A 12,457-nucleotide genomic window follows, 5' to 3' on the forward strand; every position below is an offset into this window, starting at 1 on the left:
TTTCTGGACGGTTTGGGTGATGTGGGTGCGCCATTCGGTGCGGTTGGCGCAGTGGTTTCCGTCGGTGACGTTGGAGTGGTAGGTGATGTTGGCGCCTGCGCCGAGGGCTTTGTAGACCTCGGCGCCGCCCAGCGCGGCGACGCTGGCGGAGCGGGGTCCGAGGTTGGCGATGTGGGGGTTGTCCATGATGAGCAGGCCGCGGGGGGCGATCATGGCGACGAGGGAGTGGGTGTCGATGGGTGCGGCGTTGGGGTTGCCGGTGTAGGAGCTGAAGGCGTCGCCGAACCAGGGCTGCTCGCCGTAGGCGCTGGAGAGGGTCTGGCCGCCCTCGGCGTTCACACCCCGGTAGATCGGCACACCCGCGGTGCCCGACTCGATCGGCATCGTCAGGGCGACGCGCTGGTCGAACACGCCGGCGGCGAAGGCGCCCTTGCCGAAGCGCGAGCAGCCGGTGACGCCGACGTCGGCGCGCAGGACGTTGCCGCCGGACTGCTCGATGACGTCGATGATGCGGGACACGCCCCAGGCCCAGGCCATGAGCAGGCCGGTGGGGCTGGTGTTGCCGTAGATCGTGTAGAACGCGCCCTGCTTGTTGTTGCGCGGCGTGCCCTCGCGGCCGACCGAGTAGGGGTCGAAGCTGACGATCGCCGCGCCGGCGGCGCGGATGGTGGCGGTGTCGCCGCCGAACCCGCCGTAGACGATCACCGCCGGGAACGGGCCGGTGCCCGACGGCAGCTGCACGCTCGCCGAGAAGCTGGAGCTGCGGCCGTTGTGGGAGACGTTGACCGTGATGCTGCTGCTGGACACCGTGCCGGTCACGGTGGCGGGCTTGGCCGGCTTGTCGCCGTAGACGTGCCGCTCGGCCATCTCCCTGATCTCCGCCCGCCGGCACCGCCAGTCCGACTGCGACGTGATCCGCTGCCCGTTGACCTTCGTGAACGGGTCCGGCAGGCGCGAGTTCGACGGGTAGGAACCCGGCAGGCTGACCGGGCAGTCCGCGCCCTCGTCCTCGACACCCGCGAGCGCCACGACATCACCCGCCGCGGCGTTCGCGGTGGTCGACCGCGCCACCGCCGTCAACGTCCCGGCCAACGCCAACACCGCAACCGCCAACATGAGCACCGCCGAACGGATTCTCAAGCGGCCTGAACTGATGATCCGGATTCTCAAGCGGCCTGAACTGATGATCACCAGGGCTCTCCTTTGAGACGAGGTGTGGAGACAGGAGCACCGAACGACGATCGGTGACGTCTTCTAAAGTTTCGATCAGCGGGTCGAAACGTGTCAATGAATCCGGGCGTCCCGGTTCAGTTCGCGGTCTCACTTGGCGATTGCCGGACGTGGCCCTCGGACCCTGCCGTGGTGGCGGAGCGGTCAGTTCCGGCCGGTGAGGAGGAAGCGGAGGTAGCCGCGGTAGGAGATGGGGCGGAACGCGTCGGCGCGGGTGGCGCCCTCGGCGGCGGCCCTCTCGGCGCGTTCGAGGCGCACCGCGGCTTCGGCGGCGGCCCGGTCGTGGTCGACGCGGGTGTGCGCGGTGGCCGTGTTGGCGGTCTTCAGCTCGTCGGCGAGGGCGACTTGCGCGGCCCGCAACTCGGCGCGCAGCTCGCCGAACCTCACCTCGGCGTCGGCCAGCACCCGCTGGTGCTCCGCGTCGAGTTGGGCCCGCTCCGCGGTGAACCGGATCCTGAGCGCCCGATGTTCCACCGGCGTCACCGCGGTGGGCCGGGTGGCCTCCACCTCGGCGGTCCGGCGTTCCCGCCACTGGTCGATGAGCACCGCCGACACCTCGCCGACCCGCGCGGCGCTCACGGCGCGCCCGTCGGCCAGGACGAAGATCGCCACGCGGTCATGGCCGTCGACCTCGTAGCGGACGCCGACGAAATCGGCCGCGGTGCGGATGCCGACGGCTTCGAGGTTGGCGATCTGCGTCGGCCCGACGCCCTCGACGCCCGCGGTCGCGAGGCGGAACTGCGCCAGTTCCGCCCGCAGGTGCGCCTTCTGCCGCCGGACCAGCAGCCGCTGCTCCTCCAGGTGCATCCGGGCCGCCGAACCCTGCCGGTCGCGGTCGATCTGGTCCAGGTGCACCTTCACGGCCCGCTGGTGCGCGCGGAGGCGCTGGTCGTGCCACTGCTGCAGGTCCTGGCGACGCCGGTCCTGCTCCGCCCTGGACCGCTCGGCCGCTTCGGCGGCCTGCCGGGCGTCCTGGTCGACCCGCGTGGCCTGCGCTTCGGCGGCCAGCCGGGCGTTGGCGAGCCGTTTGCGCTCGGCGCGCGCCTCACGGGCCCGTGCGCGCTCGGGCTGACGCCGGTAGCCCGCCGCCGTGACCGCCGCCCACGCCAGCACGGCGGACACGTCAGCGACGGCCACGGCCTCGTCCACGAAGACGGCCGCCGGCACGCCGAACGGCAGCAGCACCAGCAGTGCCCGCGTCAGCGCGGCCAGTGCGGGCGCGCGATGGCTGAACCGCACCAGGGGTGGCGGCGCGGGCATGTGTGGTTCGAGGCGTTCGACCATCCATGAGGGCAGGCGGGGGCCGGATGGCTCCACGTCACCGAAATTCTCCCCGCTGGATAGCTCCACGCCGTCGAGCGGGTCGAGCGGTTCGAGCGGAGGGGGAGCGGCGCGGTGGTGGAGCAGGATCTGCTGGAAGCGCTCGGCGAGCCCGCGCAGGCGCGCGTCGGGGTGACCGGTCAGCGTGGCCAGCCGGAACGAGCCCGCCGGGTCGGCGAAGTCGGACTCGGCGAGCAGCAGGTGCTCGGCGTCCTCGGCGCGCAGCTGCCGCCACAGCGAGGGGTCGGTCGCCAGGGCCACCAGCGACAGGTAGACCACCCAGGACGAGAACCGGTCGACCTCCGGGCCGAACTCGGCCGCGGTGCGGTCGGGCGACTGGTAGTTGCGGTGCCCGGTCTCGGCGGCGGGCAGCCCGGCCAGCGCGGGCACGTACACGCCGTCGTAGTCGACCAGCTTGATCGAGCCGTCGGCGGTGATCAGGAGGTTGCCGTGCTGGAGGTCGCCGTGCCCGATGCCCGCCTCGGCGAGCCGGGCGACCAGGTGCGCGAACCGTTCGGCGACGCGGGACACGGCGTGCGAGTCGTCGACGTGCCGGTCGATCCAACGCAGGAGGTTGACCGCCTCCACCCACTCCATCCGCAGCACGGGGTGCCAGGCGCCGTCCACGAGTATGCCGTGGGCGACGTAGTCGAAGCCGACGGTCCAGTCGTCGTCCAGGCGTGCCAGGTGCTCGCCGACGGCGCGGTAGCGGGCCGCCTGCTCCGGCGCCTCGCGGGTGAAGCACTTGATCGCGTAACGGGTGCCGTCGGCGACCGTCACCGAGAAGACGCTCGCGAAGTTGCCCGAGATCGCGCGCGGGCGGCCCAGCGCGTCGACCCGCACGTCGGCGCCGGCGAGGTCGGTGCCGCGGAAGCACAGCGCGGTGTCCTGCAACGCCTCGACGTAGGTCGCGCCGGACGGTAACGCGCGGGTGGGCTCGTCACCCGAGGTCGACGTGAACGACGGTGACGTCGTCATTGCGCATCAACCCCTCCGCGCGTGCGGTCGCCAACCAGGCCGTGAACCCGTCGAGATCACCGGATCGCGTGAACTCCGCCAGCATCTGCCACGGTCGGTCACCGCGGTCCGCCGCCCGCAGGAGCCAGGCGGCGAGCGCGTCCGTGCAGAGGAAGAACCCGTCGCCGCGCTCCGCCGTGCCCGACACCGTCCGCACGTGCCGCGCCAGCAGGTCGTGGTCGCGGTTGAACGCGTTGACCAGGCCCGGCGCGTTGTCGAACGCCTCCGCCGACTCGATCGGGAACGCGCGCAGCAGCCGGTCGCCGCGGGTGTGGAACAGGCAGCTGTCACCCAACGCGGCGGCATCCCACCGGGTGACCCCGGACGCGTCGGTGTCGAACCGCGCGGCGAGCACCGTGGCGTGCGGGCCGCGTTCCAGCTTGGGTTGCTCGTACCACGCGATCGGACGGTCGTCCGCCTCCCGCTCGGCCACGTAGTCGGAGAGCCACTCGCCCCACGCCTCTCCGGCACGCACGAGCGCCGCGGCGAAGCGGTCCGCGTCCTGCAACGCGCAGTCGTCGTCCCGCGCGGCGTCGGTGACGGTCCTCGTCAGCAACTCGGCCCACTCGCCCGCGAGCAGGCTCTCCGACGCGCCATCGGCCACGGCCGCGAGCACCGACCCGTCCGGGCCGGTGAGGACGTGGGCGGCGTCCTCGCATTCGCGCGGTGTGTGTCCCTGCTTGGGGACGCGGAGGGAAGAGGTGATCATGCCGCTGCTCAGCGCAGGTCCGTGGCACGTGTCCCGATGTCCAGGAACTGCACGAGCGAGGTGATGTCGGCGTTGTAGACGAAGCCACGTGCCAAGTCCTCGGCCGGCACGCCCTGTTGCAGCGCGTAGAAGCGCATGTGCGGCGGCAGCAGGCTGGACATGCCGAACAAGGTGCGCGCGTAGCCGTCCGGGAGCGCGATGTCGGTGTCCGGGAACGTCACCGGCACGGCGTTGGCGGCGGAGACGTGCAGGTTGAACAGCAGCGCGGCGCCGTCGGCGGTGACGTGCGTCTGCACGCCCCACGCGGCCCCGGCCGGGTCGCCGTCGGTGGACTCGCCGTCGGTCAGGTTGAGCACGATCGGCGGGAAGCTATCCGGGTGCCGGGACACCCAGTCCGACACCAGCGACTCGGCCGAGGCCAGCGCGCGGCACATCGGCGTGGCTCCGTTGGCGACCGGGTCGACCCAGACTGGGAAGCGGGTCGTTGTCTCGACCAGCCCGCCCGCGCCGTCCGGGACCTTCTTGGTCCGCTTCTCCACCCGCGCGGGCTTCTCCGCGACCTGGCTGAGCGGCACGAGGTCGCGTCCCGCGAGCGGGCCGGTGAACGCCGAGCCGACCGCGTGCCCGTAGCCGATGACGGCGACGTGGAAGTAGTCGCGGACGCCTTCCTCCTTCGCGCACTTCACGCTGAGTTCGGCGAGCAGCCGGTTGATGGCGTCGGCGACCACGTCGGCCTTGCGCTGCTGCCCGCCGCCGATCGGGTCGTTCATCGACGCCGACTGGTCGACCAGGAACACGAAGCAGGACGGGTTGGCGCGGCTGATCTCGGCTGCGTAGGTCACGAAGGGTGTCCACCTCTCCCACGGGACGGCGTGTGGATCACCCGGAAGGCTAGCGCGACCCAGGGTGTGTACGTCCCGTTACCACTCAGCTCCCCGGCAGGATCCCCGGCCGGAACGGCTCGACGCCGACGACGTGGCGCACGTGAGTGGGCTCGACCAGCACCATCACCCGCTGCTCACCGGGGATCCGCCACTCGAAGCGCTCGGTCCCGACGTACTTCTTCGCCAACCGGTCCATGCCGCGCTCGGCCTCGTCGCCCACGACGAACCGGACCGCGCGACCACGGATCTCCACCCGGTCGTACGGGTTGTCCGGGCTCACGCAGGACAGCGACAGCCGGGGGTCGCGGCGCAGGTTCTCCTCCTTCACCCGGCCGAGCGCGGTGTTGAACACGATGTGGTCGCCGTCGAGGTCGACCCACATCGGTGTCACCTGCGGCGAGCCGTCCGGGTTGAGCGTGGCCAGGTGCCAGAAGGTCGGCGCCGACAGCCGTGCCCTGACCTGCTCGTTCAACCGCACCACGTTGCTCCCCGCGTTGACGGAACCCCGACCGATTATGTCCCTACCGCGCGGCGAGGACGTCCAGGAAGCTGTTGTCGAGTTCGTCGAGTCCACGCACCCCGACATCCTGCTACGCGTTCCCCGATCAGTTCGCGCACTGCTGGTCCGGGTTCGGGTCGGTCACCGCCGGGCAGTGGGTCCGGGTGCGGGTGGGGCTCATCGTCCACGTGGTCGTCGCGGGCCAGTACCCCATGCCGCCGCCGTCCTCGGTCGCGAAGAACACGTCGTCACCGTCGTTGACCGGGACCATGCGGAACTCGCCGCCCTCCGCGACGCCGATCTCGACGCGGTAGGCGAACGGGCCGGTCGAGCCGGTCAGGTCGATCACGACGTCGAACTCGGCGTCGGCGTCCGGGGCGACCTGGTGCCGTTCCTGGAACGTGAACGGCCGGGAGTCGCCGTTGACGCGGAAGCGGGCATCGCCGGGTTCGGGGAACGGAGGCGTGGCGCCGGGCCGGGGCAGGCACAGGAGCCGGACCACGGGCGCCTGCTCGTCGGGGTAGGGCGTCGGGTCCGGGACGACCCGCATGTAGGTGCTCTCGATCGTGGTGCGGTGGTTCGCGGAGAAGGTGACGGTGTGCGCGGCGTCGCCGACGGGCAGCGCGCCTTCCCGCAACGCCCAGGCGTGCAGGGCGCGGCAGTCCGCGACGTCCTCGGGCGGGGTGCGCCGGGCCACCTCCTCGGACGCCATCAGGAACCACCCGCGCTCGGCCTCGTGATCGCTGATCCCGACGCCGACCCGCACGTTCGCCCCGGCGGCCGGCGTCTCCGACGTGGCCGGCGGCGCGTCCGGTCCGGACCGCCGGAACAGCAGCAGGCTCGCAACGAGACCGGCGGCGACGCAGACAGCGAGCACAGCGGTCGTCCGCGTCTTCACGGTCCATCCCTCCCGCGCGTCATGAGGCTGTGCGTCCAGTTTGTCGCCGCCGTCGGGGGTGGTGCCCGGTGAACGCGGACGTTCGCGGTTCCCACGCGAGCTATTCTAGTACTAGAATAGCCGGGTGCCTTCGGAACTGACCCCCGCCGAGCTGACCCTGCTGGGCCTGCTGGTGGAAGCACCCCGGCACGGCTACGAGCTGGAGGAGGTGATCGCCGCCCGCGGCATGAGGGAGTGGACCGAGATCGGGTTCAGCTCCATCTACTACCTGCTCGGAAAGCTGCGCGACCGCGGCCTGGTGGCGGAGGTCGACCCGCCGGCCCGGGGCAAGGCGCGCAAGGTCTTCGGTCCGACGGAGGAGGGGCGTCGGGCGTGCACGCGGGCGGCCGAAGCGGCGGTGGCCGAACTCGAGCCGGTGTTCCCGCGCGTCCTCGTCGGGCTGGCGAACCAGCCCGTCATCCCGCCCGACCGGCTCCGGGCCGCGCTCGCCCGGCGTGCGGCCTCGGTGGCGGGGAAGCTCGCGGAGCTGCGCGCGGCCGTCGCCGCCCAACCGCACGCACCCCGCTTCGCCCGCGCGATCTTCGACTACTCGCTCGCCCAGCTCGAGGCCGAACAGCGCTGGCTGGCCGCCTACCGGGCGGAGCTGACCGATTCACCCGACCAGGAGGACCGCCGACCATGAGCCCGGACCGCTACGACGTCAAGCGGGAGCTCAAGCAGCTCTACGCGCCCAAGAACGCCGACTGGGCGCTCGTCGACGTGCCCGAGCAGCAGTTCCTCGCCGTCGACGGGCGCGGTGACCCCAACACCAGCGCCGAGTACGCCAACGCCGTCGAAGCGCTCTACTCCGTCGCCTACACGATCAAGTTCGCGAGCAAGCGCGAGGGCCGCGACTTCGTCGTCGGGCCGCTGGAAGGGCTGTGGTGGGCGGACGACCCGGAGGTCTTCACCGCCCGTGCCAAGAACTCCTGGCACTGGCGGATGCTCGTCAGCCAACCCGACTGGATCACCGAAGAGGCGATCGCGGAGGCCAAGCAGGTCGTCTCGGCGAAGAAGAAGCTGCCCGCCATCGCCGACGTGCGCCGCGAGGTCCTGCACGAGGGGGTCAGCGCCCAGGTCCTGCACATCGGGTCGTACGACGACGAAGGACCGGTGTTGGCCAGGCTCCACGGCGAGTGGCTCCAGGCCAACGGCCTGCGGATGACCGGGCTGCACCACGAGGTCTACCTCGGCGACCCCCGCAAGACCGAGCCCGCGAAGCTCAAGACGGTGCTGCGCCAACCCGTCCGTCCCGAGTGACGTTCAGGCGGTCAGAGAGCGGATCCCGGTCAGCTTCTCCGACGTCTCCCACAGGCGGCGCGCCACCTCGCCGTCGCGTGCCTTCGTCGACCGGCCGACCAGCTTCGGCGCGCCGCGTCCCTCCAGGAAACCGCTCGGGCCCGCGTAGCTGTCGCCCGGGACGTCCGCCACGGCCGCGTACAGCGTCGGCAGGGCGCCGTCCTCGTCGCTCTGCGCGAGCAGGCCGGTGACCGCCTTCTGCGCGAGGTCGCGCACGCGTCGCCGACCGTCGGACTTCAGCAGGTTCGTGGTCGCGAAGCCGGGGTGCGCGGCGGTCGCGATCACCGGTGAGCCCGCCGCGGTGAGCCGCCGCTGGAGCTCCGCGGTGAACAGCAGGTTGGCGAGCTTGGACTGCGCGTAGGCGGACATCGCCCGGTACGGCTTGCGTTCCGAGTTCAGGTCGTCGAAGTCGATCGAGCCCACCTTGTGCGCGTTGGACGAGACGGTGACGACCCGTTCCCTGACCTGCGACAGGAGCAGGTTCGTGAGCGCGAAGTGGCCGAGGTGGTTGGTCCCGAACTGCAGCTCGAAACCGTCGGCCGTGCGGGTGAGCGGCGGGATCATCACGCCCGCGTTGTTGATCAGCACGTCGACGGGGTCGGTGAGGTCGTCGGCGAACGCGCGGATCGAGGAGAGGTCGGCGAGGTCGAGCCGCCGGACCTCGACGTGCCCGGTCATCGTCGCGGCGGCCTCGCGGCCCTTCTCCAGGTCGCGCACGGCCAGCACGACCCGTGCGCCCCTGGCGGCGAGCACGCGGGCGGTGACGCGGCCGATCCCGCTGTTCGCGCCGGTGACGACGACGGTCCGACCGGTCTGGGGCGGGACGTCCGAAGCGCTGAATGTTGTCATGAGCTACAAAGTAGGCACCGACAACTATGTTGTCAACGAAAACACCGTTCGCTATCGTGACGCCGTGCCCGAAGCCACCCACGAGCGGCCCTACCACCACGGGAACCTCCGCACTGCGCTGCTCGACGCGGCCGAGCGCGGCTTGCGTGAGCAAGGCGCGGACCAGCTCTCGCTGCGTGACCTGGCGCGGGAGATCGGCGTGAGCCACGCCGCCCCGCGTCGCCACTTCCCGGACCGCCAGGCGCTGCTCGACGCACTCGCCGTCTCCGGGTTCGGCCGCCTGGACGCGACGTTGCGCACCGCGTTGGCGGGCGCGGGTGACGACTTCCCGTCGCGCGTGCGGGCGACCATGACGGCCTACACCCGTTTCGCGACCGAGAACGCGGCCCTCCTGGAGCTGATGTACTCCAGCAAGCACCGGCCGGGCGCGGAACGGATCGTCGAGGCGGCCGACGCGCCGTTCGGGCTGATGCGAGACCTGATCCTGCAGGGGCAGGCGGACGGCGCGCTCGAGTCGGGCGACCCGGAGCGGATCGGGATCGTCCTGTTCGCGACCCTCCAGGGCATCGCCACGATCATCAACGGCAACATCGTCAAGCCGGACCTGCTCGACGGCCTCGTGGAGACCGCGGTCGACCAGTTCCTCCGAGGCGCCCGACCGCTCGCGTAGCGCGGAGAAGTCCTTTTCGGCTTTACGCGCGGGTAGGTCTACTTTTCGTCGCGCCGACGTGGCGCATCGGGGTGACCGGCGCAGTCCACTGCGCCGGGAATTCGAATATTTCGGCATCGGTCGGGGATCCGTACTCGGCGAATGGGGTCACTGGTACGGACGATTGACGCCCGAGGTGTGGTGCGGAAATGTTGGTCGCGGATCTTCCCGAGGGGTGTGCAGGAGGAATTTCGCATGTCGGATTTCATCAACGTCCTCATCGTCATCGACGCTGAAACCATCATCGAGCGGTACGGCAAGAACGCCGACCCGAACCGGCCGACGCTGATTCCCGACAGCAGCAACCTGATCTACATGACCGCGCGGCAGGACCACATCATCGGTTCTCCGGGCAGCGAGTTGACGGTCAAGGCCTCGCCTGACGACATCATCAGGTGGCGCGAGACAACGCTGTCCCTCAACTCCAGGTACACCGGCATCCTCTACAGGTTCGACGCCTCGTCGGGAGCGGACCTGATCGACATGCCCGAGGCGAAGTCGGTGGTCATCAGCGAGCCGCTGCCGAACGGCCGTGACCCGTTGAACCCCACCTCCCAAAAAATCAACAGCTTCTACTGGCAGTGCACCGTGCTGAAAACGGGCTCGGTGACCTACCACTTCAGCTTCATGATCCTCGACCACTCGGGCGCGAAGCTGGGTTATTACTACTGGGACCCGTTCATCAACATTCAGGACTGACGGCGGCGGCCCGCCGATTCAGGCGATGGTGGGAAAGGATTTGCGAAGCTCGTCGAACAGTGCGTCGTACCGACCGGGGCCGAGGGTGGAGACGGCCGACCAGACCGCTTCGCAGGCGGCCACCAACGGGTCCGGCTCCGCTTCGGCGAAGATCGCGGGCAGGGCCATCGCCTGTTGGCTGAAGTTGTCGTGGCGGCCGTCCAGGGTGGTCACCACCGTCTGGGGGACCCGCTCGTCGACCATCAGGCGGTCCCACGGCTGGCAGGTGTCCTCGAACGGCGGTGGCAGGGGCTCGCCGCGGTCCATCGCGGCCAGGGCGGGCGCGATCCAGTCGACGTCGGCGAGCCCCGCTTCGGTGAACGCGCGTCTGATCGCCCAGCGGGCCACCTGCCGCTGGGTCGTCGGATCGGCCTCGGCGAGCGCGTCCACCAGGGGCCGGTCCAGCGACGCGAGGCTCAGCGCCGTGCCGCGGAGTTGTCTCAGCCGTTCGCCGGGCAGCTTCCCGGCCCACTCGCGTACCTCCGCTTCCCAGCGCGCCCTTGTGGCGGCCTGGTCCTGTTCCTCGCGGGCCAGGCGGGCGGCTTCGGCCTTCTCCTCCGGCGTGGGCGGCACGGGCTGTTCGCGGGCGTACGCGTGCCAGTAGGCGGCCTGGGCGCTGGTCTGCTTGACGATCCGGTCCGGCTCCGGCGGCGCAGGCCAGAACTGGAGCAGGTAGCGCTCGACCGTCGGCTCGTCCTCGCTCCGGTTGTCCATGCGGTGGCCCTCGTCCATCCCCACCGCGCAGTAGCGGACCCGGTAGTCGACCTCGGCCAAGCCGTCCAACGGCCACCACTGCTCGCCCGCCCAGCTCACGAGCGCCGCCGGCCCTTCGGGGCGGAAGGACACCTCCACGACGTCCTCCCACTCGTCACCCACCGGTGGCGGCTCGTCGTGCAGCTCCACGGTGAAGGCGACGTCACCGGTGTGCAGGCCCGTGAACAGGAACAACCCACCGGGGACCACGGCGCCGCACAGCCCGTTGACCTGGCCGCCGAAGCACTCGCCCATGCCGAACACGTCGTTGCCGGTCTCGACGGTGATCTGCCCGTAGTGCACCCAGGCCGTTCCGCTCATCAACGTCCGCACCCGCACTCCCTTCCTTTGCTGTGGTCGGTTCGGTTCACGCCAGGCCGGGGAACGCTTCGCGGAGTTCGGTGAACAGGACGCCGTGGCGACGGCGGCCGAACGTCGTGACCCCCGCCCCGAGCGCGTCCAGGGCGGCCTTCAACGGGTTCTCCTCGTTCACACCGAAGAGGTCACTGGTTCGATCCCAGTATCGCCCACAGTGTGTATTGCCTGGTCAATGGCCTGCAGGCGATCACTGTCTGTGGGCCATTGATCGTCTCGGGGAGCAGTTGGGGAGCAAACGATCTTGACCACAACCGTATTTGCGAAGGTGGTCATAGGTTCGTGCTCCCCGTTTGCTCCCCGGTCTGCTCCCAGCGGTGTTGGAGTCCGGTGAGCATGGCGTCGATCATGGGCTGTGTGACGTGGGAGTAGACGCCCATGACGCCGCGGAACTTGTGGCCGATCCTCTTGTGTTGGAGGACTTCGGGGACGCGGTCCTCGATGAGCCAGGTCTTGTGGGTGTGGCGCAGGTCGTGGAAGTGCATGTCGGGGTTGATCCGTGGTCGGCCGGTGGCGGTGTCGCCGCGCAGGGCGGGCAGCCAGACGCGGCGGCGGAAGTTGGACCGTCGGTGGAAGCCTTCGTCGGTTCCGGTGAACACGAACCGGGCGGCGGGGTGGCGGTCGTGGTGCTGGTCGAGCAGGTCGGCCAGGAATTCGGGTAGGTGCACGGTGCGGACGCTGGCGGGGGTCTTGGGCGGTCCGAGGGTGAGCTTGCCGCCGACCTCGTGCAGGGCGCCGTCCTTGCCGTCGACGCGGATCTCCCGGTTGGCCGTGTCGACCCGTGTCCATTGCAGGCCGGTCATTCACCCCAGCGCAGCCCGGTGTAGGCGGCGGTGACGATCAGGGCGGCGTTGTCGGGGGACACGCGGGCGGCCAGGCCGGCGATCTGGGCCGTGGTGGCGTGCGGCCGTTCGGGTTGATCACCAGGGGTGTCGGTGGACGAACGGCGACCGCACTACTGGGGGTCAAGGGGTCGCAGGTTCAAATCCTGTCGTCCCGACGGTCAAGAGGGTCTTCGCAGGTCAGACACTGCGAAGATCCTCTTTTTGTGATCTTGGTTCGTTCTTCGAGGTCGAGCACGTCGCTCAGCGACACCTTGACTCGGAGGAGTTCCGCGATGCCTCTGCTGGACCTGACC

14 protein-coding genes are annotated in these 12,457 nt (G+C 70.4%); 4 read left to right on the top strand and 10 right to left on the bottom strand.

The genetic code is table 11. The features are described from left to right. The 6 genes from ADK67_RS04955 to ADK67_RS04980 all read right to left on the bottom strand — a co-directional run. Positions 1–1,116: glucuronyl esterase domain-containing protein (locus ADK67_RS04955; protein ID WP_053715194.1), on the bottom strand; the 1,116-nt coding region annotated here is incomplete at its 3' end. Between the two features lie 258 nt (positions 1,117–1,374). Then, positions 1,375–3,528, bottom strand: coding sequence for a protein kinase domain-containing protein (locus tag ADK67_RS04960; protein ID WP_053715195.1), 2,154 nt, complete (start codon positions 3,526–3,528; stop codon positions 1,375–1,377). Next, on the bottom strand, positions 3,491–4,276 hold the full coding sequence (locus ADK67_RS04965; protein WP_053715196.1) for a protein phosphatase 2C domain-containing protein: 786 nt from the start codon (positions 4,274–4,276) through the stop codon (positions 3,491–3,493). The genes ADK67_RS04960 and ADK67_RS04965 overlap by 38 nt, the downstream gene beginning before the upstream one ends. A gap of 8 nt (positions 4,277–4,284) precedes the next feature. Continuing rightward, positions 4,285–5,118: a vWA domain-containing protein gene (locus ADK67_RS04970; RefSeq protein ID WP_053715197.1), complete on the bottom strand. Its 834-nt coding sequence runs from the start codon at positions 5,116–5,118 to the stop codon at positions 4,285–4,287. Positions 5,119–5,203: 85 nt separating this feature from the next. Further along, the gene (locus tag ADK67_RS04975) at positions 5,204–5,638 is read right to left on the bottom strand and encodes a PPOX class F420-dependent oxidoreductase (RefSeq protein ID WP_331459236.1); all 435 of its coding nucleotides are present in this window, start codon (positions 5,636–5,638) and stop codon (positions 5,204–5,206) included. 127 nt (positions 5,639–5,765) lie between these two features. Next, positions 5,766–6,557 carry a hypothetical protein gene (locus ADK67_RS04980; protein ID WP_157619936.1) on the bottom strand — a complete coding sequence of 264 codons (792 nt, stop codon included), beginning with the start codon at positions 6,555–6,557 and terminating at the stop codon, positions 5,766–5,768. Positions 6,558–6,681: 124 nt separating this feature from the next. On the opposite strand from ADK67_RS04980, the gene ADK67_RS04985 reads away from it, so the two are divergent. After that, positions 6,682–7,239, top strand: a complete 558-nt coding sequence (locus ADK67_RS04985; protein ID WP_082403227.1) for a PadR family transcriptional regulator — start codon at positions 6,682–6,684, stop codon at positions 7,237–7,239. Beyond that, on the top strand, positions 7,236–7,856 hold the full coding sequence (locus tag ADK67_RS04990) for a GyrI-like domain-containing protein (RefSeq protein ID WP_053715200.1): 621 nt from the start codon (positions 7,236–7,238) through the stop codon (positions 7,854–7,856). Before ADK67_RS04985 ends, ADK67_RS04990 begins: the two co-directional genes overlap by 4 nt. A 3-nt stretch (positions 7,857–7,859) precedes the next feature. On the opposite strand, the gene ADK67_RS04995 is transcribed toward ADK67_RS04990, so the two are convergent. After that, the gene (locus ADK67_RS04995; protein WP_053715201.1) at positions 7,860–8,744 is read right to left on the bottom strand and encodes an oxidoreductase; all 885 of its coding nucleotides are present in this window, start codon (positions 8,742–8,744) and stop codon (positions 7,860–7,862) included. 64 nt (positions 8,745–8,808) lie between these two features. Here ADK67_RS04995 and ADK67_RS05000 point away from each other — a divergent pair, with 64 nt between their 5' ends. Then, complete coding sequence (locus tag ADK67_RS05000; RefSeq protein WP_053715202.1) at positions 8,809–9,414, top strand: TetR/AcrR family transcriptional regulator; 606 nt, start codon at positions 8,809–8,811, stop codon at positions 9,412–9,414. 234 nt (positions 9,415–9,648) lie between these two features. After that, a complete protein-coding gene (locus ADK67_RS05005) occupies positions 9,649–10,152 on the top strand; it encodes an inclusion body family protein (RefSeq protein WP_053715203.1) in 504 nt (167 codons plus the stop codon). Between the two features lie 18 nt (positions 10,153–10,170). Here the strand turns inward: ADK67_RS05005 and ADK67_RS05010 are convergent, their stop codons facing one another. The 3 genes from ADK67_RS05010 to ADK67_RS05015 form a co-directional block, all read right to left on the bottom strand. Further along, a complete protein-coding gene (locus ADK67_RS05010) occupies positions 10,171–11,277 on the bottom strand; it encodes a hypothetical protein (RefSeq protein WP_053715206.1) in 1,107 nt (368 codons plus the stop codon). Positions 11,278–11,311: 34 nt separating this feature from the next. After that, complete coding sequence (locus ADK67_RS54545) at positions 11,312–11,437, bottom strand: hypothetical protein (protein ID WP_269435980.1); 126 nt, start codon at positions 11,435–11,437, stop codon at positions 11,312–11,314. Between the two features lie 154 nt (positions 11,438–11,591). Continuing rightward, entirely contained in the window at positions 11,592–12,122 is a 531-nt protein-coding gene (locus tag ADK67_RS05015) for a tyrosine-type recombinase/integrase (protein ID WP_053715204.1), read from the bottom strand. Positions 12,123–12,457 lie beyond the last annotated feature (335 nt).

This window comes from Saccharothrix sp. NRRL B-16348, assembly GCF_001280085.1.
In the GTDB taxonomy this organism is placed as follows: Bacteria; Actinomycetota; Actinomycetes; order Mycobacteriales; family Pseudonocardiaceae; genus Actinosynnema.